The sequence below is a fragment of the Carnobacterium sp. GW821-FHT04C06 genome, assembly GCF_059420345.1.
In genome coordinates, this window is the sequence record NZ_JBWKTN010000006.1 from 197654 (window position 1) to 223161 (window position 25508).

Here is a 25508-nt window from a genome sequence, read left to right on the forward strand (position 1 = left end):
TTTTACTTTAAACGAGCAGAGGTGAATAAAGATGAAAAAAGAGAATTATTGGCAAATCGGGAGCGTCTGTTTCATTGTGATTATTTTTATTTTGTTTGCGGTTACAACTAAACTAAAAGAAGATAAAAAAACTGAAAGGGTACAATCTGAAAGTACGCTGAATTCCAGCCATTCATCTAATAAAAAAGAATTAAAATCAACTGACTCTGTAGCAGAGTTAAAAAAAGAACCACGAGCCACTCCTGAATTAAACCAAGAGCTTCTAACTAGAGCACGTATTGGAACGACAGAAAGCATTCAAAAGCTGATTGAGGATGGAGCAGACTTAACGACAATTAACGAAAAAGGAGCCTCCGCTTTACTGATAGCTACCCAAGAAAATAATATCGCAACAGCAACAGCTTTATTAGAAGCAGGTGCAGATGTGAATCAACAAGATCAGCTGCAAGACAGTCCTTTTTTATATGCAGGAGCTGAAGGAAGATTTGAAATACTTACATTAATGTTAGATAAAAAACCTAATTATAATTTGTTAAATCGTTACGGTGGAACCGCATTAATTCCAGCAGCTGAAAAAGGGCATGTGGACAATGTCCGGCTATTACTTGAAAAAACACCAATTGATGTCAATCATATCAATCAATCAGGTTGGACAGCGCTATTAGAGGCAATTGTACTAAGTGACGGAGGTGAAACGCAACAAGAAATTATTCAATTGCTACTAGAACATGGAGCTGATCCAAATAAAAAAGATAGTAGGGGGATTTCACCATTGACTTATGCAAAGCAAAAAGGCTATGGAAGGATTGCAACGATGTTAGTTGAATATGGGGGACAAGAGTAACTAAAAGAAGCGGGGGAATGAAAATGAACAAGGTTAAGGTGATTGTGGCGTTAGTGGCTAGTTTAGTTATTAGTATTTTAGGTGTCCAACAAGTATATGCGGCTGAATTAGGGGCAGCCAAAGCAGCAACGGGATTTTACGCTATTTTAACGATTATTCCATTAATTTTAGTATTAGTATTGCTTTTCTTAAAGGTTGATATGATTGTTGCTGGTTTAAGCGGTGGCGTTTTAGCCATGTTGATTGGAGGTATAGGATTAGCTGAAGCGAACAAGCAGTTTTTAGAAACCATTCCAATGATGTTAAGCATTACAGTACCAATTGTCAATTCAGCGATTGCGATGGCTGTTTTTAAGGCAGGAAGCTATACCGCAGCCTTAACATTAGTCAAACGAGGAACAAAAGGAAAGGTTGAATATGTTTCTGGTTTTATTGTTATTTTATTAGCAGCCGCAACTTATATGTCTGGAATCGGTGGAGGAAGCGCGATGGTCATTGCGCCACTAGCTTTTGCAGCAGTCGGGGCTGTACCAGAATTAATCGCGGCCATGTCGATTGCCGCGGCCGTTTCTTTTACAACATCCCCTGCTTCTTTAGAATCAAGCATCGTTTCTAAATTAGGGAATATTAAAGTTGGTGAATATGTAGCCATTATGCGACCTTATTGGCTTATCTTTGTTTTAGCTGCTGTACTATTAGCTTTTTGGGGGACAAAACGCAGAAAATTGGGCTTTAAAGAAGAAGAAGCTTCGATTTATGAAACGATGAGTAATGGACGATTATTTAAAATTACACTGCCAGCTATTTTTCTTTTATTCGCAGTTATTTTTGGCCCATTAGTCAATCAAGTTTTAGGGGTTCAAATTTTTACGCCGCTTGTTTATATGGTAGTTACGTTGGCATTAATTTATTTTTGTACAGCCTTTAATTTAAATGAGTCTGTAACCGCGATGGTAGACGGTTCAACCTATATTTTAACACGTTTATTTCAAGTCGGAATTTTCTTAGCTTTTATTAATATAATTGCTAAAACAGGAACCTTTGCAACGATTGCTGGAGTTGCAAACGCGGCTCCTGCAATGATTGTGATACCGGTTGCTGTTTTAACGGGGATTTTGATAGGCGTGCCAGCAGGAGCCTACGTGGGATCAGTCTTAACCTTAGTTTTACCAGTAGCAGTTTCATTAGGATTTTCACCGTTAGCACTAGGATTTGTCACAATTGGTGTTGGATTTGGGAGTCAAATGAGCTTTGTGAATATTACGATGCAAGCCTTATCTTCCGGTTTTCAAATTCCGATTATTGACGTTGTGAAAGGAAATATTAAATGGCTAAGCATAGCGTCTGTTGTTTTGCTAATTTTATCATTAGTAGTAGCTTAAATAAAAAAGAGGAGTGGTAGAAATGTTTGATTTAGTCATTAAAAATGCACGTATCAATGATGGTGAAACACTGAAAACAATTGGAATCAAGGAAGGCCGAATCAGCCAAATTACTGAAAATAGTATCGAAGAAGTTAAAAAAACAATTGATGCTAAAGGAAATGTTGTGATTCCAGGTTTTGTAGAGGGACATATTCATTTAGATAAGGCGTTAATTGCAGAACGTAAGCCGAATCAATCAGGAACATTACAAGAAGCAATTAAAGTGACTGCTAAATTAAAGCCAACGTTTACCAAAGAAGACATTGAAGAACGAGCAAAAAAAGCATTAGAGATGTTGATTGTTAATGGTGTTACAACAGTTAGAACACATGCCGAATTTGATCCAGCGCAAGGGTTTACCGGTTTTGAAACCATTATGAAATTAAAAGACGAATACCGAGAATTGATTGATATCCAAGTCGTTGCATTCCCCCAAGAAGGAATTTTTAAGGCACCTGGAACAGAAGAAATGATGCATCAGGCAATGATAATGGGAGCCGATGTAGTCGGAGGTATTCCCTATAATGATTTACCAGCAGAAAAGCACATCGATTTGATTTTTGAAATTGCTGAGAAATACAATAAACCAATCGATTTGCATCAAGATTTCAGTGATGAAGCAGACGCCTTGTCAATTGAGTATCTGTGTGCCAAAACGATTGAAAAAGGGTATCAAGGGCGAGTAACGGTTGGACATTTAACAGCCTTACATGCTTTACCAAAGCTAGAGTTGGATAACATTATTTCAAAAATGGCACAAGCAGAAATAAGCGTAATGGCATTGCCTGCAACGGATTTACATCTAGGAGCTAGGAAAGATGAATTTAACGTGAGACGAGCGGTCACCCCCATTCGCAAATTAAGAGATGGCGGCGTAAATATGTGCTTGGCAACGAATAATATCCGCAACGCTTTTACACCTTACGGCAACGGCGATATTTTACAAATTGCAATGCTAGCCATTCCTGTTGGGCATTTGGGAGGGGCAGCGGATTTACCAACAGTGTTGCCAATGATTACTGAGAATCCAGCTAAAGCATTAGGTTTAACGGATTACGGCATAGAAGTTGGAAAAAAAGCCGACTTAGTTATATTAGACACAATTTCTAAAGCGAATGCTATCATTGATTTACCGACGCGTTTAGTAGTGATTAAAAACGGTCGAGTAACGGTTGAAAACACTAAAGAAACGATTATTCACGCCTAACCAAAAGGAGGAATCACATGAATGAAACGCTATTAATTAAAAATTGCCGATTGGAAACTGGCTTTAAAAAAAGTGGGAATACCGTTAGTCAAACTGAGACAGCCTTGGTTGATCTTTTAATTGAAAAAGGAAAAATTAGCCAGATTATTCAAGAGGGAAAAGGACAGCTAGCAGCTACTACGGTTTATGACGCCAAAGGACAACTCGTATTGCCTGGTTTTGTGGAAAGACATAGCCATTTAGATAAATCAAGATTAGGAACGCCGTGGAAAGCGGTAAAGCGCGTACCTTCGATTATTGAACGTTTTGAAGATGAAATGATTGAGTTAAAGCAATTAGACAAAGGGGTTCAAGAACGAGCAAAAATCTTACTAGATACGTATCGTCAAAATGGGGTAACAGCTATCAGAACTCATGTAGATGTGCATCCAACAGTGGAGCTAGAACATTTAGTGGAAGTGATGGATGCGTTGACGAATCAGCAAAAAATGGATTTTGAAGTAGTGGCCTTTCCTCAACACGGCTTGTTACGTAGCAATAGCGTAGATTTAATGAAACAAGCCTTAAAAAAAGGGGCAACAATAGTAGGCGGTGTAGACCCAACAGCTGTCGATCAGCAAATGGAAAAATCATTAGCTATGACATTTGAACTAGCAATGGAAAACAACGCAAGAATTGATTTGCATTTACATGAACGAGGAGAAATGGGAATTAAAACATTTAACGAGCTGATTCGCTTAACAAATCACTATCATTGGCAAGGAAAAGTAGCGGTCAGTCATGGATTTGGATTAAGAGACGTGACGGGTTCTAGAAAGGAAGAATTATTTCAATCCTTAAATGAAGCTAAAATCGAGATTATTACAAGTGTGCCGATTGATCCAGTGATTCCACCAATGCTAGAATTAGCCAGTAAAGGGGTTACGACTAAAATTGGGTGTGACAATATTTTTGATAATTGGTCCCCCTACGGAAATGGTGATATTTTAGAGCGAGCAAGTCGTTTTGGCGAACTATTTAATCAAGTGACAGAATTTGAACTAAGTAGAACACTAGGTTTGATTACCAATGGCGTTACGCCGCTTAACGATGAAGGCGAACAAGTATGGCCAAAAATTGGAGATAAGGCTACCTTTGTTTTTACAAATGCCAGTTGCTCAGCAGAAGCAGTAGCTAGAAGAACGTCTCCAACGGTGACAATGTATCAAGGCCGAATTACGTCAGGAGTATTTTAGCCAAAAAGGGAATACAACGATTAAAAAAATAACTTGGTGAAATTCAGATTAGCTGAAAATTACCAAGTTATTTTTATTTTTTCAGCTCTTTCTAACAATAATTTAGTTGAGTGTAAAAGTATGGTAACAAATAGTATTAATTTGACGGGACTCTCTTAGCTTTAAAAAAAGTGATGGATTAAATGTGTTGAACAGTGGAATCCCACTCCCAAGTAAAACAGGAACTGTAGCAATCCGATATTCGTCAATCAAATTCTTTTCAACTAAGGGCATAATTACGCTATTTCCACCAACAATCCAGATAGCCTTCCCAGGTTCGTGTCTTAATCTTTCTACAAGATCTACTACACTCTCATTTGAGAAATTAATGTCCGCTCTATTATCACCAACTTTACTAGTTAACACGTAATTAATTTTATCCTCGTAAGGATAGAAGTCTGGCGATAATTCATTTACCACTTGATTATAGGTTGTTCGCCCCATGATAACCGTATCTATCTCCTTATAAAATACATCATAGGTTGTATCGATATCTTTTGCTAAACCAGAAGTTTCACTTGCTGATAGCCACTCGATTCCTCCGTCAGTATCTGCAATAAATCCATCAATACTTGTAGCAATATAAAGGATTACTTTTCTCGTCATCGTGTCTTCCTCCTTTTATTCAGTGTACGTTTATATTATACTGTTAAGCATAATATAAAAAGAGACAAAATTGAATTTTGTCTCTTTTTGGAACAGCAATGAAATAAGTTTCTTAGGAGGTTTACGATGAAAGCAATGAATCAAAAAAATTATATATGGGAACAATTTTATTTTCTTCTTACAAATGAAGAAGACACATTTTCTAAAATTCCTATAAATAAAATATGTGAACAATCAGGGATACATCGCTCGACCTTCTATAGACTTTTTCATGATAAATACAATTTATTAGAATTTGGAACTTCAATTTTATGGAATCAATTTACGTAAATAACTATTCATGATAGAATCCATCGACCTTTTCAGACAGCGGACTCTTTTTATAAATCTTCTAAAGCTAGAACATTAATTAGCCATCATGTAAATGATGAACCCTTCAACACCTTTTTAACAGAATATTTATTAAAATCATTTGAAATAGAAATGAAGCACTATTTCGAAGAGCTGTCTCTAAATCATTTTGATCCTTCTTTTGCTAGTAAATATGTCATTTCGAACATAAATTTTTTAGATAACTGGAATAAATCATTAAATAAAAAATTAACGCCTAAAGAATTAGATTCCTTATACAATAAAGTAATCTTAAAAGACTTATTTCAATCAACTATGTAGCACAATAGTTTGTATTGTATAGGTACAAGAAGTTTAGCAACGGTCACAAAAATTTAGACTCGAATCATTAAATAAAGTTACAGAAGCGGGCAACTTTAGTGAGGTTCCAAGCAACTTAAGGAATGATGACAAATGAGTGGAAATTGATCTAATCAAAAATAAGAAACAGCATGAAATCCTCTATTTTTAAAATAGAGGATTTCATGCTGTTTCAGTCCCTTTTAATACAGAAATTCACTGAAATTTTTAATCTTCTAATTGTTCAAAGGCATCATTTAAAATTTGTTTTAATGTGTTGGCAGAAAGTGCCATCTTTTCTTTTTCAGAGTCAGATAATGGAATTTCAATGACGTGTTTAATTCCTTGACGATTTACAACCGCAGGAGCTCCGATAAAGACATCCTCTTGACCATATTCGCCATCTAAATAGACTGATAAGGGTAAAATGGAGCTTTCATCATTTAAAATCGCTTTTGTAATTCGTGCTAGAGCAACGGCAATGCCATAGAAGGTTGCGCCTTTCTTTTCAATAATTTCATAAGCAGCGTCGCGAACTTTGAAAAAGACATCTACTAAAGCTTCTTCATCAACATCAGGATTGTCTTTGACCCACTCATAAATTTGTAAGCCGCCAATATTTGCATGTGACCAAACAGGAAATTCTGTATCGCCATGTTCTCCTAAAATATATCCATGAACATTACGAGCGTCTACGTGGACTAATTCAGCAATCGCTTGACGGAAACGTGCACTATCTAAAGAAGTTCCACTTCCAATAACGCGATTTTTAGATATACCAGAGAATTTCCATGTAGCATAAGTTAAAATATCAACAGGATTGCTGGCAACTAGAAAAATCCCATCAAATCCACTCTTCATAATATCTCCGACAATTTTTTTAAAGATTTTAAGATTTTTGTTAACTAAATCCAAACGTGTTTCACCTGGTTTTTGAGCAGCACCGGCTGTAATGACAACGATATCTGCATCATGACAGTCTTCATAGCTAGCTGCATATATTTTTTTAGGCGACGTAAAAGCAAGAGCATGTGACAAATCAATCGCGTCACCTTCTGTTTTATCGCGATCAATATCAATGATTCCAATTTCTTGCGCAATATTTTGAGTTACAAGAGCAAAAGCATAACTTGAACCAACAGCACCGTCACCGACGATAATTACTTTTTGATGATCTTTTATATCATGTTGTATCATAGTTGGGATTCCTCCTGAAAATTATTTTAATCAAATTCAGTATAGCATTTTATGAGAAAATATTAATGAAGGATGCTTAGGAAATCAACTGTTTTTTTAGAAAGGGAACAAAATGTCACGAATTTGTTAAATTTTAATGGAAAAAGAAGAGTGTTTCCTTATCTCTTTGCAAATATGGTATACTGTCTTAAGCAACACAACTGGGCGACTATTCGTGCAGCATTTTTTTGCGTGGAAAAAAAGAAGCTCAGAACCAAATTATAATTAAAATGAGGCGACAAAATGAAAATGATTGTTGGCTTGGGGAATCCAGGCGCTAAATATACTGGTACAAAACATAATATAGGCTTTATCACAATGGATGAACTTGCCTTTCAAGAAGGTCTTACATTCAATAAAAGTAAATTTGAAGCAGTTTACGCAGAAGCCTTTATTGGAACTGAAAAAGTTATTCTTGTTAAACCACAAACCTTTATGAACGATTCAGGCAGATCTGTTCGACCGTTAATGGATTATTTCAATTTAGGAATAGACGACTTGGTTGTTGTCTATGATGATTTAGACTTACCAACAGGCAAGATTCGCCTTCGTCAAAAAGGAAGTGCGGGAGGACATAACGGCATCAAGAGCTTGATTCAGCACCTAGGTACATCTGAATTTAATCGAATTCGCATCGGAATTGATCGTCCAGTCAAAGGGCAAACCGTAATTAACCATGTTTTAAGCAATTTTCCAAAAGAAGTACATGAAGAGATGTTATTTGCCGTCAAAGACAGTGCAAAAGCAATCAAATATTGGGTAGAAGGTCATACTTTTCTAGAAACCATGAATGAATTTAATAAAAAAGCATAATTAAAAACAACCAATAAAGAAGTAGAAGCTGAGAGAAATTCTGAGCTTCTTTTCCCTTACTTAGAAATAATAGAATAAAGGAGCATTTAAATGAGTGATATTAAACAACTCTTAGCAACGACTCCTGATATAGCGAATTTACTTGAATCGATTGGTCAAAATACGGTTCAATTAGTTACTGGTTTATCAGGATCAGCAAGAACACTAGTCATCAGTACGATTTTAGAACAAAAGAAAAAACCGATTGTTATCGTCGCGCACAATTTATTTCATGCCAGTCAACTGATTGAAGATTTTTCAGGATTTGTTCCAGAAGACCAACTACATTTATTCCCCGTAGATGAAATGATTCAAGCAGAAATGTCCGTCTCGTCCCCTGAATACCGTGCCGAGCGAGTAGCAACACTAGATTTCTTACTGTCAGGTAAAAAAGGTATCGTCATTATTCCATTATCTGGCATTCGTAAGCTATTGCCACCAAAAGAAATTTGGAAAGCAGCAAGATTTAAAATGAAACAAGGTGGCGAATTAGATCCAACTCATTTAGCTGAACAATTAGTGAATATGGGCTATACAAGAGAGCATTTAGTAGGGAAACCAGGTGAATTTAGCATTCGAGGTGGGATTGTCGATATCTACCCACTAACAGAAGAACACCCTATCCGAGTTGATTTATTCGATACTGAAATCGACTCACTACGCTATTTTGAAGCAGATACCCAACGCTCAATTGAAAATATTGAGAAAATCACTATTTTGCCTGCAACAGATGTCTTGTTTACCAAAGAGCTCCTACAAAAAGGCGCAACAGCATTTAGTGAAGCAGTTGAACGAAACCACGATTTAATTATGGATGCAAGTGAAAAAGAAATTTTCCATCAACAGCTAAGCCCAATCGTGGATGCTTTTGATAAAGGCGAGCCAACGGATAAGTTAGTGATGTATACCGATTTTGTCTATCCAAAGCATACAACTGTACTTGAGTATATTCACAAAAACAGCTTAATCATTATGGACGAGTACCCACGTATTTTAGAAACCGAGCGTCGACTAGTTGAAGAAGAAGCTGAGTGGATGACGAATAAGCTAGCTGAACGCAAAATTTTACGAGATCAAGTCTTTTCAAATGAATTAAGAAGCGTAATGAAAAATCAAGAACAAGACATTCTATACTTCTCACTATTTCAAAAAGGTATGGGAAATCTTCGATTTGCTCAAATTCATCCCTTCCAATATCGAAGTATGCAACAATTTTTTGGCCAAATGCCTCTATTAAAAACAGAAATGGAACGCTGGACGAAGCAAAAAAATACGATTATCGTAATGGTTCCAGACAACGAACGCGCTAAAAAAGTCCATCAAACCTTTAAAGATTTTGAAATAGTAAGCAAAGTCGTTAAACCTAAAAAATTAGAAACAGGACTCGTTCAAATTACCACAGGCGAAATCCACAACGGATTTGAATTGCCAAAAGAAAAAATTGTTGTCCTAAATGAACGCGAAATGTTTAATAAAGTGACGAAAAAAACAGCTCGCAGACAAACCTTATCCAATGCAGAGCGTTTAAAAAGCTACACCGAGTTAAACCCAGGTGATTTTGTCGTCCATGTCAATCACGGAATCGGAAAATACACTGGAATGGAAACTCTTGAAATCAATGGCATTCATCAAGATTATATGTCAGTGATCTACAAAGACGATGCCAAGCTGTTTATTCCCGTAACTCAAATTAACTTACTGCAAAAATACGTTTCCTCTGAAGCGAAAACTCCAAAAATCAATAAATTAGGAGGCGCAGAGTGGGCGAAAACGAAGAAAAAAGTAGCCGCTAAAATAGAAGACATTGCCGATGATTTGATTGAGCTATACGCAGCCAGAGAATCAGAAGTAGGGTATGCCTTCTCACCAGATGATGGCTATCAAGTTGAATTTGAAAACGCCTTTCCATACTCAGAAACCGACGATCAACTACGTAGTGCAGCTGAAATCAAACACGATATGGAAAAGAAAAAGCCAATGGATCGCCTGTTAGTTGGAGATGTAGGGTACGGAAAAACCGAAGTCGCTATGCGTGCTATTTTTAAGGCCGTACAAGATGGCAAACAAGCCGCGTTCTTAGTCCCAACAACCATTCTAGCTCAGCAACATTACGAAAGTCTTGTTACCCGATTTGAAGATTTTCCAATTGAGATAGGATTGTTAAGTCGTTTTAGAACGAAAAAACAACAAACGGAAACAATTGCAGGCATTAAAACAGGGAAAGTGGATGTCGTCATCGGCACTCACCGAATCCTTTCAAAAGATATTGATTTTTATGATTTAGGTTTATTAGTAGTTGATGAAGAACAACGATTTGGCGTGAAGCACAAAGAAAAATTAAAACAGTTAAAATCACAAGTGGACGTGCTAACGTTAACAGCAACACCAATTCCAAGAACCTTACACATGTCAATGCTAGGCGTACGTGATTTATCAGTTATCGAAACACCACCAGCAAATCGCTACCCTGTTCAAACCTACGTGATGGAGCAAAATCCAGGAGCTATTCGTGAAGCCATCGAGCGAGAGCTAACACGTGGCGGGCAAGTCTTTTATCTCTACAATCGTGTTGAAACAATTGAGAAAAAGGTAGATGAGCTGCAAATGCTCGTTCCAGATGCTAAAATTGCCTATGCACATGGTCAAATGACAGAAGGACAGTTGGAAAGTATTTTATACCAGTTCGTTGAAGGTGAATATGATGTTCTTGTAACGACGACGATTATCGAAACCGGCGTTGATATCCCAAATGTGAACACCTTATTTGTTGAAAATGCCGATCATATGGGCTTGTCTCAACTCTATCAACTAAGAGGACGAGTGGGCCGAAGCAACAGAGTAGCCTACGCCTATTTCATGTATCAAGCAAACAAGGTACTAAATGAAGTCAGCGAAAAACGACTGCAAGCCATCAAAGACTTTACCGAGTTAGGTTCAGGTTTTAAGATCGCGATGCGCGATTTATCCATCCGTGGGGCAGGAAATTTATTAGGTGCACAACAACATGGCTTTATTGATTCCGTCGGATTTGACTTGTATTCTGAAATGCTAAGTGAAGCCGTGATGCGAAAACGTGGCGAAGAAGTTAAGGAAGAGAAAACACAGGTGGAAATTGATTTGGCAATCAATGCCTATTTACCAGGCACGTATATAGAAGATGAACGTCAAAAAATTGAAATCTATAAACGCATTCGTGAATTAAAAGACTTAGAAGAATATACTATGCTACAAGATGATTTAATTGACCGATTTGGCGAATATCCAGATGAAGTAGCTGATTTACTATCGATTGGACTAATTAAAATGCATAGCGAAAAAGCCTTAATTGAATTTATTAAACGTAACAACAATCAAATTGACGTCACTCTTTCTCAATCAGGCACTGAAAAATTGCCAGCTGAAGAAGTATTCAAAGCACTGGGCGATATTCCATTAAGAGCGAATGTCGCTGTTAAAAAAGAAAAATTAGTCGTAACCTTCCAATTAAACAATGAGCCAACCTATCAATGGTTAGATTATTTGCAAAAATTTGCAGAAAATGTTGCAGCTTACTTCGTAGAAAAAAGTGAAGCATCTGAAAAATAAAGCAGAAACTTCAGCTTTTCTTAAGAAGTTAAACGTATAATTCGATAAAAAGAACGAAAGTCAAAATTTATTTTAAGACTTAACGAATGTAGGTGTATAAATGGGAAATAAACAAATGAAGCATATGATGAATGGCGCAGTGATTTTATCTGTAGCTTCATTAATTGCTAAAATACTAAGCGCCGTTTACCGTGTTCCTTTCCAAAATATGGTAGGAAATACAGGATTCTACGTGTATCAGCAAGTTTACCCACTCTATGGAATCGGCATGACCTTTGCTTTATCAGGCTTTCCAATCTTTTTATCAAAATTAGTAGCAGAAAGAAAGTCACAGAGCAGTCAAAAAGAATTACTCAAACGAACTTTCGTCATTCTAAGCATTTTTTCAATCGTGTTATTTGCTGGAATCTATGGTTTTGCTGGAAAAATTGCAAGTTTAATGGGAGACAGCGGACTAACACCCCTCGTCCAAGCGGTTTCCTGGATGTTTCTATGTATGCCTTTTTTAGTTGTTTGGCGAGGGTACTTTCAAGGAACCTATCGCATGCTGCCTACTGCCGTATCTCAAGTCGTTGAACAGGTTGTGCGTGTTGCGGTCATTTTGATCGCTGCTTTTCTCTATCTGAAATTAGGCTGGACAGACTATCAAATGGGAACCATTGCGATGAGTAGCGCGTGGATTGCAGGAATCGCAGCGTTATTGGTATTAGCCTATTATTATTATGTAAAAAAAGAAGCGAATTTTATAGCGCCAGCTTTTGAAAAACAAGGAAGCGAAGAATTGTATCAACCAACAAGCTATTCAACCTTGCTTTATCGTTTTTTGACAGAAGGAACAGCTATCTGTATTTTAAGTGCGATGTTGATTTTATTGCAGTTAATTGACTCCTTTACATTATACAAAGGGATGACCTTAAGTGGAATTTCCCCTGACGTAGCTAAGAACTTAAAAGGAATTTATGACCGCGGACAACCGCTTGTTCAATTAGGAATGGTTGTAGGAACTGGATTCGCAGCTAGCTTGGTACCGATGCTAAGCAATTATTATGTTTCAAAAAGAGAATTTGAATTCCAGCGCACAGCCGTTTCGCTTCTTAGGATTACGACAGCTTTTGCGATGTCGGCGACCTCTGGAATGTTGGTTTTATTGCCTTATATTAATCACGTTTTATTTGGAGATCGAGCAGGAAATGGTGTTTTAAGCATCTACCTGCTATCAATCATTTTGGCATCGTTAATTGGGGCGTACAATGCTATTTTACAAAGTCGCAACCAACACCGTTTAGCAATGATTGCACTTCTAGTCGGTTTGGTAGTCAAAGTTTTATTTAACGATCTTTTGGTGAGGGCTTTTGGAACACTAGGGGCAAGTCTAGCAACAGTAATGAGTTTAGCGGTTATTTTAAGTTGCCTATGGATTGGTTCTCCTGTTGCACTTAAAGGCAGTATCTTACGTGGCGGATTTTTGGTAAAATTAGTATTATGTTGTTGGGTGATGACATTTGTTGTCTTGCTGACAGTGCTATTTTTAAGTCTATTCCCACTATTTTCCGGACGAAGTGGCGCAATTCTAGTCACTTTCATTGGGATAATTGTCGGAGTCAGTATCTTTGGCTTTAGTATTTTAAAGTGGAAACTGTTTACAATTAGAGAATGGCTCTACATGCCCTTTGGCAAAAAGCTATTAAGAAAGTAGGAAATTATTATGGGAGAAATCCTTGTTGTTGGTTTAGGCCCAGGAGATATAGAGCAGTTGCCTTTTGGCGTCTATCAACTATTAAAAGCAGATTACCCTGTTTATTTACGAACAAAATTACATCCAGTTGTTGCGAATTTAGAAGAAGAAAATCTTCATTTCACCTCCTTTGATGAGATTTATGAAGCAAACGACCAATTTGAAAATGTCTATGAAACCATTGTCGAAAAATTAATTGATAGTGCGCAAAAAACAGAAAAACCAATTGTCTATGCCGTACCAGGTCATCCAATGGTCGCTGAAAAATCAGTTCAATTATTGCTAGCAAACACAAAAGGCATCCAAGTGACAATTAAAGGCGGAAAAAGCTTCTTAGACGATTTCTTTCAAGCAGTGAAGATAGATCCAGTTGAAGGCTTCCAATTATTAGACGCACTAGCTTTAAGACAAGACGAGATTCAAATGAGCCAACACGTTATTATCATGCAAGTCTTTAATGAATTTATCGCAAGTGATGTGAAGCTGACCTTAATGGAAATCTATCCAGACGATCATCAAGTGGCACTCGTTCATTCAGCAGGAAGTAAAGAGGAACAAATTGACTGGTTGCCTTTATACGAAATCGATCGAATGGAAGGCGTCCATAATTTAACGTCCCTTTACGTTCCTCCGTTAGAATTAGACGAACGCGTTGCTGCATTTGCTACCTTGCAAACCTACATGGATGCGATTACCGGTGAAAATGGCGATATCTGGATTCAAGAACAAACCCATGAGACCTTGATTCCTTATTTAAAAGAGGAAACCGCAGAATTAATTCAAGCAATTGAAAATGAAGATACAGAAAACACCATTGAAGAATTAGGAGACGTTTTAATGCAAGTCTTGTATCACACAGGATTTGGCGAAAGAGAAGGCTATTTCACATTAGAAGATGTCCTCACAACACTGAATAAAAAATTGCGCAGAAGACACCCCCATGTTTTTGATGGCGTGGAAATCAATACAATCGAAGAATTAGATAAACTTTGGCAAAAAATAAAAGCAGAAGAAAAGAGGGAACAACCATGAGACTAGATAAATTTTTAAAAGTATCGCGAATTATCAAGCGTCGTACAGTAGCAAAAGAAGTAGCAGATAAAGGTAGAATTCAAGTTAATGGACTTGCGGCAAAATCATCAACAGATGTAAAAATTGGCGATGAATTAAGTATTGCTTTTGGCAATAAAACACTAGTTGTAAAAATTGACCGTATTATCGAAACGACTAAAAAAGATGAAGCGAAAAATATGTACACAATTATTAGCGAAACGTACAAAGTAGATACTCCTGATGGGGCGGACTCTTAATAGACAAAGCTGCGACTTTCTTGTACTATTAAAGAGACGAGTAAAACGAAGCTAACAACTTTATCCAAGTGCAAAAGACTCTTAGTTTTTTCAAATCGAGGAGTGGAAAAATGAAGAAACACAATCACCAACCAAGCAATGTCGAAAACTTGAAAAATGAGTATACCCAAGAAAAAAATCTTCAAAATCATCGTGAAAAGAAGCAAAAACGACATATGCGAAGAAGAATCTTTCTTATTAGTTTAGTTGGAGCGATTATCATCGTGGGGCTTTCGATTACAATTTTAGTCAACCGTCAAGAAGTTGCAAAAATGAATCGAGAAAAAATTCAAGCAGAAAAAAACTTGAAAAAAGTTCAAGCCGAACAACGTTTATTAAACAACCAAATCAATCAATTGAAAGATGATGACTTTGTTACTAAGCTTGCTCGTAGCAAGTATTATCTATCAAAAGACGGTGAGATTATCTTTAGCTTACCAGAAGATAACGCAGCCAAGATATTGGAAGAAACAAAAAAGAAATCAGAAGAAACTGAAAAAAATAAATCTAGTGAAGAAAAAAAGGATAATAAGCAAGAAAACAGCTCTAACTAAGAGTTTTAAGTGTATTATTGATTAAATATTTACAAATTTAACAAAATTTGAGTAAATAGTCTTTTGAAGTAGCCAAGTAGCGTGCTATAATGAGCTTACAAGTTTTAAGGAGGAACATATTTTTTATGTCAATTGAAGTAGGAAGTAAAATTTCAGGAAAAGTATCAGGTATTACAAATTTTGGTGCATTTATTGATTTAGGTGAAGGTAAAACAGGTCTTGTTCACATTAGTGAAGTATCTGATACCTTTATTAAAGACATTAAAGATGTTTTAAAAGTAGGAGATGACGTAACGGTTAAAGTAATGTCTATCGGAGACGACGGCAAAATTGGTCTTTCAATTCGTCGTGCAGTAGACAAACCCGAATCAGCAGCTCCAGCAAGACGTGAGTCAAGCTATCAAGGACGTCGTGAAGGTGGCGGCGGAAGAGACAGCGGTGGCGGACGTAGCAGTGGTGGTTATCAAAACCAAAGAAATGACCGTAACAATCGCAACGCAGTTCCTAAAAAAGAAGATTTTGATTCATTGATGACTTCATTTTTAAAAGATAGTGACGATCGTTTAACTTCATTAAAACGCAATACTGAAGGAAAACGAGGCGGACGAGGCGGACGTCGTAACTAAAATAGATGATAAGGATAAGGAAACTTATCCTTTTTTATGTTTATTCAAAAAAAGAATGATCCTGAAGGGGGCCATGCAGATGCTCGAAAGCAATTTTTTAAGTGAATGTTACAAACAAACCTTTTGGAAAAAAAACGATCGACTTTTGCTGGCTGTGTCAACAGGTGTAGACTCTATGGTATTGCTAGATTTAATTATGAAGTTGCCATTAAAAGTAAAACCGTGGTTTGCAGTAGCCCATGTTAATCATCAGCTACGAAACGAATCTCAAAATGAAGCCGCTTTTCTAGAAGTTTTTTGTTTAGACAACGGGATCCCTTATTTTTCAACAAAATGGGAAAAATCCGAGCAACCAAAAACAGGAACTGAAGCCGCTGCCAGAACTTTTCGTTATGAGTTTTTTAAAAAAATAATGGCTGAAGAAAAAATCAGCCATTTAGTAACAGCTCATCATGGAGACGATCAAGCAGAAACGATTTTAATGCGTTTAGTGAGAGGTGGACATCTTGAAAGCATTGCAGGAATTCAGACAGACCGAGAGTTTTACCATAAACAGCTCGTTCGTCCGTTACTTGCTTTTACAAAAGGTCAACTTCTTGAATATAGCAAAAACCATCAGGTCGTCTACTTTGAGGATAAAACAAACCTTGATGATGGATACACAAGAAATCGATATCGTAACCATATTCTGCCATTGTTGAAGAAGGAAAATCCGCAAGTGATTCAACATTTTAATGATTTTTCAAATGACTTACAAGAAATACTTGAGATTGCTCAACTACAAATAATGACAAGCTATCAAAAAGTGGTTAAACAAGAAAGCAAAGGAACTTGGAAACTAACCATTTCCGATTTTCAACAGTATCCTTCTAGTTTAAGAAAACAAATCTTAAACCATTTTTTACAAGAATTATTGAAGCAAACCACCTTTAGTTATCAACGAAACCATCTAGCAAAAATACTCGAATTAATAGAAAGTCAACAACCAAATGGGGAGCTTCATTTTTCAAATCAATGGTACGGCATTAAAAGCTACGATTCATTTTACGTAACAAACGAAAAAATAATCAGTAAATCCAGTTTTTATTCAACCGAATTGCCATTGAATTCATGGGTTGACCTACCAAACGGTGAGCGCGTTGGTTTTTTTAAAACAACAGATTACAAAGAAAAAGAAACACCCAATCAATTGGTGATCTATCTTAATCCAGCTTCGCTAGAATTACCGCTAACCATCCGAAATCGGTTGCCTGGTGATAAAATGAGCTTAAAAGGAAAAAGCAGAGGTCACAAAAAACTTAAAGATATTTTAATAGATCAAAAAATACCGCTAGAACAGCGTAATCAAGCATATTTGATCGCCGATAATCAAAAAAAAATTATTTGGTTGATAGAATATAAGGAATCCCAATTGTCTATTGCTAAAGAAACTGATAAAATACAATACATACTCGTTTACGATAAAAATGAGGGTATTGAAAAGGAGAAAACGATAAATGCAAAATGATATTGAACGTATCCTCTTCTCAAGAGAAGAATTGGCTACTAAAACCGTAGAACTAGGTAAACAGTTAACAGAGGAATATCAAGGTAAGAATCCGCTTGTAGTAGGTGTTCTTAAAGGCGCAACTTTCTTTATGTCAGATGTTGTCAAAGAAATTGATACCTATTTAGAAATGGACTTCATGGATGTTTCAAGTTATGGAAATGATATTGTTTCCTCAGGAGAAGTAAAAATCATTAAAGACTTAGATACCAATGTAACTGGACGTGACATCTTGATTGTTGAAGATATTATCGACAGCGGCAGAACGTTAGCTTACTTAGTTGACTTATTTAAGTATCGTCAAGCCAAATCAGTTAAAATTGTGACGCTTTTAGACAAACCAGAAGGACGCGTTGTGGATATTACAGCGGACTATGTTGGCTTCTTAGTACCAAATGAATTTGTCGTAGGCTATGGCTTGGACTATGCAGAACGTTATCGTAATCTACCTTATATTGGAATTTTAAAACCTGAGATTTACCAAGAGAAATAAATGGTCAATGAAGGTCAAATATGTTATGATAGTCTAGAATTGAAACAATACTATAAAAAGTAAAATTAACCATACAACATGAGACAGACTCATGTGTAGAAGGAGGGCGAATATGAAGAAGAATGGACTCTTTAAAAGTGGCGTCTTCTATGCAATTGTTTTCTTAGGAATCATTGGAATTGTAACTTGGGCAACTGGTGGATCAACTGGCGAACAAAGTAACAAGCTTTCAGGAAGTGACTTCGTAACTCAATTGAAAGACGGCAAAATAGCAAAATTTAACATCCAACCAAGTGGTGGGGTTTATAACATCACTGGGGAATATCGTGACGAACAAAAAGTGAAAGACAGCTCGTCTGGACTAAAAATCTTTGGTTCAACAGACGCTAAGAGCAAGAACTTTACAACAACAGTCTTACAAAATGACTCGATTGTTAGTGAAATTAACGGTATTGCTCAAGATAAAAAAGTAACGATGACACCATTAGAAGAGGATACTCCAGGAATCTGGTTAACTCTATTAATGACAATGGCGCCAATCATTATTTTGATTTTCTTCTTCTATCTAATGATGGGACAAGGCGGTCAAGGTGGACAAGGCGGCGGACGTGGCGTGATGAGCTTTGGTAAATCAAAAGCTAAAGAAGCTGACAGCAAAGCCAACAAAATTCGTTTTTCAGATGTAGCAGGAGCTGAGGAAGAAAAACAAGAATTAGTTGAAGTAGTTGAATTCCTTAAAGACCCAAGACGTTTTGTTGCTTTAGGAGCTAGAATTCCAGCAGGTGTTCTATTAGAAGGACCTCCCGGAACTGGTAAAACTTTACTAGCAAAAGCCGTAGCAGGTGAAGCTGGCGTTCCTTTCTACTCAATCTCAGGTTCAGATTTCGTTGAGATGTTTGTAGGGGTCGGTGCAAGCCGCGTACGTGATTTATTTGAAACAGCGAAGAAAAATGCTCCAGCAATCATCTTTATCGATGAAATCGATGCAGTTGGTCGTCAACGTGGTGCAGGTATGGGTGGCGGACACGACGAACGTGAACAAACCCTAAACCAATTATTAGTTGAAATGGATGGATTTACAGGAAATGAAGGCATCATCATCATTGCTGCAACCAACCGTTCAGACGTATTAGATCCAGCCTTACTTCGTCCAGGTCGTTTTGACCGTCAAATCTTAGTAGGCCGTCCAGATGTTAAAGGACGTGAAGCAATTCTTAAAGTCCACGCTAAAAACAAACCTTTAGCAGATGACGTAGATTTAAAAGTAGTAGCACAACAAACACCAGGCTTTGCCGGTGCGGATTTAGAAAACCTATTAAATGAGTCTGCATTAGTTGCAGCTCGTCGAAATAAAACTAAAATTGACGCGCTAGATGTCGATGAAGCACAAGACCGCGTAATTGCAGGTCCAGCTAAAAAAGACCGCGTTATCAGTAAAAAAGAACGTGAAATGGTTGCGTACCATGAATCAGGACATACCATCGTTGGTATGGTACTAAGTGACGCACGCGTTGTTCACAAAGTAACCATCGTACCTCGTGGCCGTGCTGGCGGATATGCCATTATGCTTCCAAAAGAAGATCGTTTCTTAATGACTAAAACAGAAATGTTTGAACAAATTGTTGGATTGCTTGGTGGACGTACAGCGGAAGAAATGGTCTTCGGCGTTCAATCGACTGGCGCAAGTAACGACTTTGAACAAGCAACAGGCTTAGCTCGTAGCATGGTAACTGAATACGGAATGAGTGATCGTTTAGGTCCTGTTCAATATGAAGGAAACCACCAAGTCTTTGTTGGTCGTGACTACGGTCAAACAAAAGCTTATTCAGAACAAGTTGCATATGAAATCGATGAAGAAGTACGCAAACTGTTAAATGACGCTCACGTGGAAGCTCGTCGTATCTTAGAAGAACATAAAGCACAACACAAATTGATTGCTGAAAAACTTCTAGAATTAGAAACATTAGACGAACGCACAATCAAGAGTCTATTTGAAACAGGCGAAATGCCACTAGCAAAAGGTCAAGAAAACCCTGAATTTCCAAGTGAAAAAGGTGCAACCTTTGAAGAGGCAAAAAAGGCGTTAGAAGCTAAAGAAGCTGAAAAAATGAAACAAGAAGAAGCTGAACTAGCGGAACGTAAGCAAGAACTTCATGAAGAAGAAGTGGAAGAACATGTTGAAGCCAAAGAAGCTTCTGATGAAGTGAAAGCAGAACAAAAAGAAAAAACAGAGGAAGAAGCTAAGTCTGAATACGACGACAACAACTTCTCAGATCGTTACAAATAAAAATTAAATCGTTCAAAAAGAGGATACAACATTTGTTGTGTCCTTCTTTTATCAAAATATGAGGTGAAACAGAATGTCAGATTATTTATTAAAAAGTGTGTGTTACGAGGGGCAAATTAGAGCTTACGCACTTTGTGCAACAGAAACCGTTAGTGAAGCTCAAAAAAGACATGATACATGGAGCGCATCATCTGCTGCATTAGGAAGAACGATGGTTGGTGCACTGTTGTTAGGTGCAACTTTAAAAGGTGACGACAAAATGACTGTCAAAGTGGATGGAGACGGACCAGTTGGGCACATCGTTGTAGACAGTAATGGCCGAGGTGAAGTAAAAGGCTATATTGCTAATCCAAGTGTGAGTTTACCTCCTAACGCTTCAGGAAAAATCGATGTTCGCGGTGCAGTCGGAACTCAAGGGACGCTAACAGTAACAAAAGACTTAGGTTTAAAAGAAGCCTTTTCTGGACAAGTTCCGCTAGTTAGTGGCGAACTAGGCGAAGATTTCACCTACTACATGGCTAATTCAGAGCAAGTGCCTTCAGCAATTGGATTAAGTGTTTTAGTAGACACAGACGATTCCATTAAAGCCGCAGGGGGCTTTATGATTCAAGTAATGCCAGGAGCAACAGATGAAACGCTTCTTGCAATTGAAAAAAATATTGCTGAAATTCCATTGGTATCAAAATTAATGGATGCAGGAGAGCAACCAGAAGAAATATTAGATCGTCTATTAGGTAAAGAAAATGTGAAAGTTCTTGAAAAAATGCCAGTCAGTTTCAAATGTGATTGTTCAAAAGAACGCTTTTCAACAGCGATTATTGCATTAGGAGAACACGAAATCACTGAAATGATTGAGGAAGATCATGGCGCTGAAGCAAGCTGTCATTTTTGTGGCAATCACTACCATTATTCAGAAACAGATTTGATAGAATTACGAGCAGAAGCCTTAGCTAAATAAAAAAATCCAAGCCGTTTTCTTTTGTAAATAAAAGAAAACGGCTTTTGCATTTCACTTGACAAAAGTAAGTAAGATTTCTAAAATAAAGCTAACGTTCCAAGTTGAACAAATAGAGGAGGAAACAACATGGTAAGAATTGTTTCATCAGTAACAGAATTAATCGGAGAAACCCCAATCGTTAAGCTAAATCAAGTTGTTCCAGCAGAAGCTGCAGATGTTTATGTGAAACTAGAATTTTTTAACGCTGGAAGTAGCGTAAAAGATCGAATTGCATTGAATATGATTGAAGTTGCAGAAGAAGAGGGTGTTTTAAAACCCGGAAACACAATCGTTGAACCTACAAGTGGAAATACGGGTGTAGGTCTAGCGATGGTAGCAGCAGCAAAAGGCTATCCTGCAATTTTAGTTATGCCAGATACTATGAGTATTGAACGTCGCAAATTATTAAGAGCATATGGAGCGACTTTAATATTAACGCCAGGATCAGAAGGAATGAAAGGTGCAATTGCCAAAGCGACTGAATTAGCAGCACAACCCAATTATTTTATGCCAATGCAATTTGACAATTTAGCGAATCCAGCAGTCCATGAAGCGACAACTGGACCTGAAATTTTAGAAGCGTTTGACGGAAAAGGACCAGATGCATTTGTTGCAGGCGTTGGAACTGGTGGAACTCTTACTGGAGTGGGTCATGTTTTAAAACAAGCAAATCCAGCGACCTTGATTTACGCTGTTGAACCAGCTGAATCACCTGTTTTAGCAGGAGGCTCACCAAGTCCCCATAAAATCCAAGGAATTGGAGCAGGTTTTGTGCCTAGTGTCTTAGATACGAAAATTTATGATGGAATTTTAGAAGTAACAAGCGAAGATGCGTTAGGAATGGCAAGAGAAGTTGCCACTAAAGAAGGAATACTTGTTGGAATTTCATCAGGAGCAGCAATTAAAGCAGCAATTGAAGTTGCTAAAAAGTTAGGAAAAGGCAAATCCGTTTTAGCGATAGTACCTGACAACGGCGAACGCTATTTATCAACAGCACTATACCCAGCAGTAGAAGGCGAATAATTCAAAACTTCCAATGAGTATCATTGGAAGTTTTTTTAATTTACAAACAAGACAGTTTTACTTGTTTGTGAATTATGCTATGATACCTCTAGTAAATTTAAACCAACAATCCAATTGTTACCTATATAGAGAAAAGAGGAAATAAACCATGTGGAAAATAGGAGACGTTGAAATACCCAATCGTGTTGTAGTTGCTCCAATGGCTGGAATTAGCAATGCAGCTTTCCGAGTTACTGTAAAAGAATTTGGCGCAGGCTTAGTTGTTTGTGAAATGATCAGTGATAAAGGAATCCAAACTCGCAATAAAAAAACCTTAGAAATGCTGCACATTGAAGAAAATGAGTACCCATTAAGCGTTCAGATTTTTGGTGGCGATAAAGATACACTAGTGGAAGCTGCAAAATTTGTTGAGGCAAATACCCAAGCAGCCATTATCGATATTAATATGGGATGCCCAGTAAATAAAATCATCAAAGCAGAAGCTGGCGCAAAATGGTTGTTGGACCCTAATAAGGTCTATGAAATGGTTGCGGCAGTTGCAGATGCTGTTCAATTACCAGTAACCGTAAAAATGCGAATTGGTTGGGATTTGGATCATGTATTCGCTGTTGAAAATGCATTAGCAGCAGAACGAGCAGGAGCGGGAGCAGTAGCAATGCACGGTCGGACAAGAGTCCAAATGTACGAAGGACAAGCAGACTGGGATGTTTTAAAAGAAGTGAAACAAGCACTAACCATTCCATTCATGGGGAACGGAGATGTAAAAACCCCAATGGACGCTAAACGTATGTTAGATGAGGTTGGTGCAGATGGCGTAATGATTGGACGCGCAGCGCTAGGAAATCCTTGGATGATTTATCAAACCAAACATTACTTGGAAACAGGAATTCTACTACCTGAACCACCAGCAAGAGAAAAAATTGCTACAGCCAAGCTTCACTTAGAACGATTAGTTGATTTAAAAGGCGAAACCATTGCCACTAGAGAATTCCGTCAGCATGCTGCTTACTATTTAAAAGGGATTTCACGTGCAGCAAAAACTAAACTAGCAGTGAATCAAGCAACTCGACAAGAAGAAATGGTAAGTATACTCGATGCATTTGTAGAAGCGACAGAAGAACGAGAATTGAACAAGGTGAAATAAAAACGTAAGGAAATTAAAGATAAAAACTTTAATTCCCTTGCTTTTTTTCAATTATATTGGCATTATAAAGAGTAAAGATGGAAGAAACAAAACGAAACAGAAACGGAGTGCAAAAAATGAGCCACGAAACTAACAATCAAGAAGAATTAAATGACCAATTACAAGTGCGTCGTGAAAAATTGGCCGATTTATACGCAAAAGACATCGATCCATTTGGCAGTCGCTTTGAAAGAACACATCTATCAAGCGAATTACATGAAGCTTATGATGCTGATACTAAAGAAGAATTAGCAGCCAAGGAAGAAACAGCAACTGTTGCTGGAAGAATCATGACTAAGCGTGGAAAAGGTAAGGTTGGCTTTGCTCATTTACAAGACCGTAAAGGCCAAATTCAAATTTATGTTCGAAAAGACACTGTTGGTGAGGAAGACTATGAAATCTTTAAAAACGCAGACTTAGGCGATTTTATCGGTGTAACAGGAATCATCATGAAAACAGATACTGGAGAAGTAACGATTAAGCCTACTTCATTGGTTCAACTATCAAAAGCACTACGTCCGTTACCAGATAAATATCATGGTTTAACAAATGTAGAACAACGCTACCGTCAACGTTACTTAGATTTGATTAGTAACAAAGAAAGCTTTGATCGTTTTACAAAACGTAGCCAAATCATTAAAGAAGTTCGTAATTATTTAAATGAACAAGATTACTTGGAAGTAGAAACACCAACTTTACACAATTTAGCAGGTGGAGCAGCAGCGCGTCCATTTATTACGCATCATAATGCATTAGACATGGAATTGTATTTACGTATTGCCTTAGAGTTGCACTTGAAACGCTTAATTGTTGGAGGAATGGAAAAAGTTTACGAAATCGGTCGAGTATTCCGCAACGAAGGTGTCGATACAACACACAACCCAGAATTTACAATGTTAGAAGTATATACAGCATACACAGACTATCAAGACGTAATGGATTTAACAGAAGGAATCATTCGTACAGCAGCTGAGCGAGTATTAGGAACAGCTAAAATCACTTATGGTGGTGTAGATGTTGATTTAGAAACAACTTGGAAACGTCAACACATGCTAGATGCTATTAAAGAAGTATCTGGAGTTGACTTTTGGCAAGTAATGACAGATGAAGAAGCACGTCAACTAGCAAAAGACAATAACGTAGCAATTACTGAGAACATGCAATATGGTCATGTCGTAAATGAATTCTTTGAAACTTTTGTAGAAGAGAAATTGATTCAACCGACATTTATCTATGGACATCCTGTAGAAATTTCGCCATTAGCGAAGAAAAATCCTAAAGACGGACGCTTCACAGATCGATTCGAACTCTTTATTGTTGGAAATGAATATGCAAATGCATTTACAGAATTAAATGATCCGATTGATCAAAGAGAACGTTTTGAATCACAAATGCAAGAACGAGCAGAAGGAAATGACGAAGCACATCAATTAGATGAAGATTTCTTAGAAGCTCTTGAATATGGAATGCCGCCAACAGGTGGATTAGGAATCGGAATTGACCGCTTAGTAATGTTGTTAACAGATGCTCAAGCGATTCGTGACGTATTGCTATTTCCAACAATGCGTAATAATTAATAGTAAAAAAGAGGGTCTACAAGCCGTAGACTCTCTTTTTTTGTTTATTAAATATTTTATTGGATATTATACATTTAAAACAATGCAGTACAATAGAAGTTTCGTTATCGCTAAAGTTCGTCTATTGCCAAGTGTAAGCGTATGATTTAACTCTTCTGTAAATATTGTTAATAAATATAAAAATAAATAAAAAAAAGCAAAAAAAGAGTTGACCAACCTTGATATACCTGTTATATTTATACATGTCGCTAGGACGTAACAACAACTTAGCGAAAAAGAAAATAAAAAAAGTTGTTGACACAAACTTCTAAACGTGCTAATATATAGAAGTTGTCAAAACAATAACGAAACAACTTAGACCTTTGAAAACTGAACAAAGTAAGACGAATCAAATGTGTAGGGTCTCTTGACTAGGTCAAG

At 37.2% G+C, this 25508-nt stretch carries 21 protein-coding genes; 19 read left to right on the forward strand and 2 right to left on the reverse strand.

Annotated elements, in window-relative coordinates; all coding sequences use genetic code 11:
* The first annotated feature begins 31 nt into the window (after positions 1-31).
* The 4 genes from AC07SW_RS12120 to AC07SW_RS12135 are packed head-to-tail and all read left to right on the forward strand — an operon-like array spanning position 32 to position 4710.
* Entirely contained in the window at positions 32-844 is an 813-nt protein-coding gene (locus tag AC07SW_RS12120; protein WP_119908637.1) for an ankyrin repeat domain-containing protein, read from the forward strand.
* A 23-nt stretch (positions 845-867) separates the two neighbouring features.
* Positions 868-2226, forward strand: a complete 1359-nt coding sequence (locus tag AC07SW_RS12125) for a hypothetical protein (RefSeq protein ID WP_034573243.1) — start codon at positions 868-870, stop codon at positions 2224-2226.
* Positions 2227-2248: 22 nt separating this feature from the next.
* Complete coding sequence (locus AC07SW_RS12130; RefSeq protein WP_494632968.1) at positions 2249-3475, forward strand: amidohydrolase family protein; 1227 nt, start codon at positions 2249-2251, stop codon at positions 3473-3475.
* A gap of 17 nt (positions 3476-3492) precedes the next feature.
* Entirely contained in the window at positions 3493-4710 is a 1218-nt protein-coding gene (locus AC07SW_RS12135) for an amidohydrolase (RefSeq protein WP_494632969.1), read from the forward strand.
* A gap of 102 nt (positions 4711-4812) precedes the next feature.
* On the opposite strand, the gene AC07SW_RS12140 is transcribed toward AC07SW_RS12135, so the two are convergent.
* Positions 4813-5355, reverse strand: a complete 543-nt coding sequence (locus AC07SW_RS12140; RefSeq protein WP_311779863.1) for a dihydrofolate reductase family protein — start codon at positions 5353-5355, stop codon at positions 4813-4815.
* A 126-nt stretch (positions 5356-5481) separates the two neighbouring features.
* On the opposite strand from AC07SW_RS12140, the gene AC07SW_RS12145 reads away from it, so the two are divergent.
* Positions 5482-5685, forward strand: a complete 204-nt coding sequence (locus AC07SW_RS12145) for a helix-turn-helix domain-containing protein (RefSeq protein ID WP_494632971.1) — start codon at positions 5482-5484, stop codon at positions 5683-5685.
* 588 nt (positions 5686-6273) lie between these two features.
* On the opposite strand, the gene AC07SW_RS12150 is transcribed toward AC07SW_RS12145, so the two are convergent.
* Complete coding sequence (locus AC07SW_RS12150) at positions 6274-7242, reverse strand: L-lactate dehydrogenase (RefSeq protein ID WP_494632973.1); 969 nt, start codon at positions 7240-7242, stop codon at positions 6274-6276.
* 282 nt (positions 7243-7524) lie between these two features.
* On the opposite strand from AC07SW_RS12150, the gene pth reads away from it, so the two are divergent.
* The 14 genes from pth (at position 7525) to lysS (ending at position 25088) form a co-directional block, all read left to right on the forward strand.
* Positions 7525-8094, forward strand: a complete 570-nt coding sequence (gene pth, locus AC07SW_RS12155) for an aminoacyl-tRNA hydrolase (protein WP_034573256.1) — start codon at positions 7525-7527, stop codon at positions 8092-8094.
* Between the two features lie 90 nt (positions 8095-8184).
* The gene (gene mfd / locus AC07SW_RS12160) at positions 8185-11718 is read left to right on the forward strand and encodes a transcription-repair coupling factor (protein WP_119908632.1); all 3534 of its coding nucleotides are present in this window, start codon (positions 8185-8187) and stop codon (positions 11716-11718) included.
* A gap of 100 nt (positions 11719-11818) precedes the next feature.
* Positions 11819-13414, forward strand: a complete 1596-nt coding sequence (locus AC07SW_RS12165; protein ID WP_494632975.1) for a putative polysaccharide biosynthesis protein — start codon at positions 11819-11821, stop codon at positions 13412-13414.
* 9 nt (positions 13415-13423) lie between these two features.
* A complete protein-coding gene (locus AC07SW_RS12170; protein ID WP_119908631.1) occupies positions 13424-14485 on the forward strand; it encodes a MazG nucleotide pyrophosphohydrolase domain-containing protein in 1062 nt (353 codons plus the stop codon).
* Positions 14482-14763 (forward strand): RNA-binding S4 domain-containing protein, encoded by a 282-nt coding sequence (locus tag AC07SW_RS12175; protein WP_119908630.1) that lies wholly within the window; start codon positions 14482-14484, stop codon positions 14761-14763. Before AC07SW_RS12170 ends, AC07SW_RS12175 begins: the two co-directional genes overlap by 4 nt.
* A gap of 110 nt (positions 14764-14873) precedes the next feature.
* Positions 14874-15356 (forward strand): FtsB family cell division protein, encoded by a 483-nt coding sequence (locus tag AC07SW_RS12180; RefSeq protein ID WP_119908629.1) that lies wholly within the window; start codon positions 14874-14876, stop codon positions 15354-15356.
* Between the two features lie 125 nt (positions 15357-15481).
* Positions 15482-15982, forward strand: a complete 501-nt coding sequence (locus tag AC07SW_RS12185) for a S1 domain-containing RNA-binding protein (protein ID WP_034573269.1) — start codon at positions 15482-15484, stop codon at positions 15980-15982.
* Positions 15983-16061: 79 nt separating this feature from the next.
* The gene (gene tilS / locus AC07SW_RS12190; protein WP_494632978.1) at positions 16062-17489 is read left to right on the forward strand and encodes a tRNA lysidine(34) synthetase TilS; all 1428 of its coding nucleotides are present in this window, start codon (positions 16062-16064) and stop codon (positions 17487-17489) included.
* Positions 17479-18021 (forward strand): hypoxanthine phosphoribosyltransferase, encoded by a 543-nt coding sequence (gene hpt / locus AC07SW_RS12195; RefSeq protein WP_034573274.1) that lies wholly within the window; start codon positions 17479-17481, stop codon positions 18019-18021. Before tilS ends, hpt begins: the two co-directional genes overlap by 11 nt.
* 112 nt (positions 18022-18133) lie before the next feature.
* On the forward strand, positions 18134-20308 hold the full coding sequence (gene ftsH / locus AC07SW_RS12200) for an ATP-dependent zinc metalloprotease FtsH (protein WP_119908627.1): 2175 nt from the start codon (positions 18134-18136) through the stop codon (positions 20306-20308).
* Positions 20309-20381: 73 nt separating this feature from the next.
* Positions 20382-21266 (forward strand): Hsp33 family molecular chaperone HslO, encoded by an 885-nt coding sequence (gene hslO, locus AC07SW_RS12205; RefSeq protein ID WP_135023506.1) that lies wholly within the window; start codon positions 20382-20384, stop codon positions 21264-21266.
* A 126-nt stretch (positions 21267-21392) separates the two neighbouring features.
* Positions 21393-22328 carry a cysteine synthase A gene (cysK, locus tag AC07SW_RS12210; protein ID WP_119908625.1) on the forward strand — a complete coding sequence of 312 codons (936 nt, stop codon included), beginning with the start codon at positions 21393-21395 and terminating at the stop codon, positions 22326-22328.
* A gap of 148 nt (positions 22329-22476) precedes the next feature.
* The gene (gene dusB, locus AC07SW_RS12215) at positions 22477-23472 is read left to right on the forward strand and encodes a tRNA dihydrouridine synthase DusB (RefSeq protein ID WP_494632981.1); all 996 of its coding nucleotides are present in this window, start codon (positions 22477-22479) and stop codon (positions 23470-23472) included.
* Positions 23473-23588: 116 nt separating this feature from the next.
* Entirely contained in the window at positions 23589-25088 is a 1500-nt protein-coding gene (lysS, locus tag AC07SW_RS12220; RefSeq protein WP_494632983.1) for a lysine--tRNA ligase, read from the forward strand.
* Positions 25089-25508 lie beyond the last annotated feature (420 nt).

What these genes read in the sequence shown, in the direction of transcription:
- AC07SW_RS12120 (WP_119908637.1), top strand. Translation starts at nt 32, where the DNA reads ATGAAAAAAGAGAATTATTGGCAAATCGGGAGCGTCTGTTTCATTGTG.
- AC07SW_RS12125 (WP_034573243.1), top strand. Translation starts at nt 868, where the DNA reads ATGAACAAGGTTAAGGTGATTGTGGCGTTAGTGGCTAGTTTAGTTATT.
- AC07SW_RS12130 (WP_494632968.1), top strand. Translation starts at nt 2,249, where the DNA reads ATGTTTGATTTAGTCATTAAAAATGCACGTATCAATGATGGTGAAACA.
- AC07SW_RS12135 (WP_494632969.1), top strand. Translation starts at nt 3,493, where the DNA reads ATGAATGAAACGCTATTAATTAAAAATTGCCGATTGGAAACTGGCTTT.
- AC07SW_RS12140 (WP_311779863.1), bottom strand. Translation starts at nt 5,355, where the DNA reads ATGACGAGAAAAGTAATCCTTTATATTGCTACAAGTATTGATGGATTT.
- AC07SW_RS12145 (WP_494632971.1), top strand. Translation starts at nt 5,482, where the DNA reads ATGAAAGCAATGAATCAAAAAAATTATATATGGGAACAATTTTATTTT.
- AC07SW_RS12150 (WP_494632973.1), bottom strand. Translation starts at nt 7,242, where the DNA reads ATGATACAACATGATATAAAAGATCATCAAAAAGTAATTATCGTCGGT.
- pth (WP_034573256.1), top strand. Translation starts at nt 7,525, where the DNA reads ATGAAAATGATTGTTGGCTTGGGGAATCCAGGCGCTAAATATACTGGT.
- mfd (WP_119908632.1), top strand. Translation starts at nt 8,185, where the DNA reads ATGAGTGATATTAAACAACTCTTAGCAACGACTCCTGATATAGCGAAT.
- AC07SW_RS12165 (WP_494632975.1), top strand. Translation starts at nt 11,819, where the DNA reads ATGGGAAATAAACAAATGAAGCATATGATGAATGGCGCAGTGATTTTA.
- AC07SW_RS12170 (WP_119908631.1), top strand. Translation starts at nt 13,424, where the DNA reads ATGGGAGAAATCCTTGTTGTTGGTTTAGGCCCAGGAGATATAGAGCAG.
- AC07SW_RS12175 (WP_119908630.1), top strand. Translation starts at nt 14,482, where the DNA reads ATGAGACTAGATAAATTTTTAAAAGTATCGCGAATTATCAAGCGTCGT.
- AC07SW_RS12180 (WP_119908629.1), top strand. Translation starts at nt 14,874, where the DNA reads ATGAAGAAACACAATCACCAACCAAGCAATGTCGAAAACTTGAAAAAT.
- AC07SW_RS12185 (WP_034573269.1), top strand. Translation starts at nt 15,482, where the DNA reads ATGTCAATTGAAGTAGGAAGTAAAATTTCAGGAAAAGTATCAGGTATT.
- tilS (WP_494632978.1), top strand. Translation starts at nt 16,062, where the DNA reads ATGCTCGAAAGCAATTTTTTAAGTGAATGTTACAAACAAACCTTTTGG.
- hpt (WP_034573274.1), top strand. Translation starts at nt 17,479, where the DNA reads ATGCAAAATGATATTGAACGTATCCTCTTCTCAAGAGAAGAATTGGCT.
- ftsH (WP_119908627.1), top strand. Translation starts at nt 18,134, where the DNA reads ATGAAGAAGAATGGACTCTTTAAAAGTGGCGTCTTCTATGCAATTGTT.
- hslO (WP_135023506.1), top strand. Translation starts at nt 20,382, where the DNA reads ATGTCAGATTATTTATTAAAAAGTGTGTGTTACGAGGGGCAAATTAGA.
- cysK (WP_119908625.1), top strand. Translation starts at nt 21,393, where the DNA reads ATGGTAAGAATTGTTTCATCAGTAACAGAATTAATCGGAGAAACCCCA.
- dusB (WP_494632981.1), top strand. Translation starts at nt 22,477, where the DNA reads ATGTGGAAAATAGGAGACGTTGAAATACCCAATCGTGTTGTAGTTGCT.
- lysS (WP_494632983.1), top strand. Translation starts at nt 23,589, where the DNA reads ATGAGCCACGAAACTAACAATCAAGAAGAATTAAATGACCAATTACAA.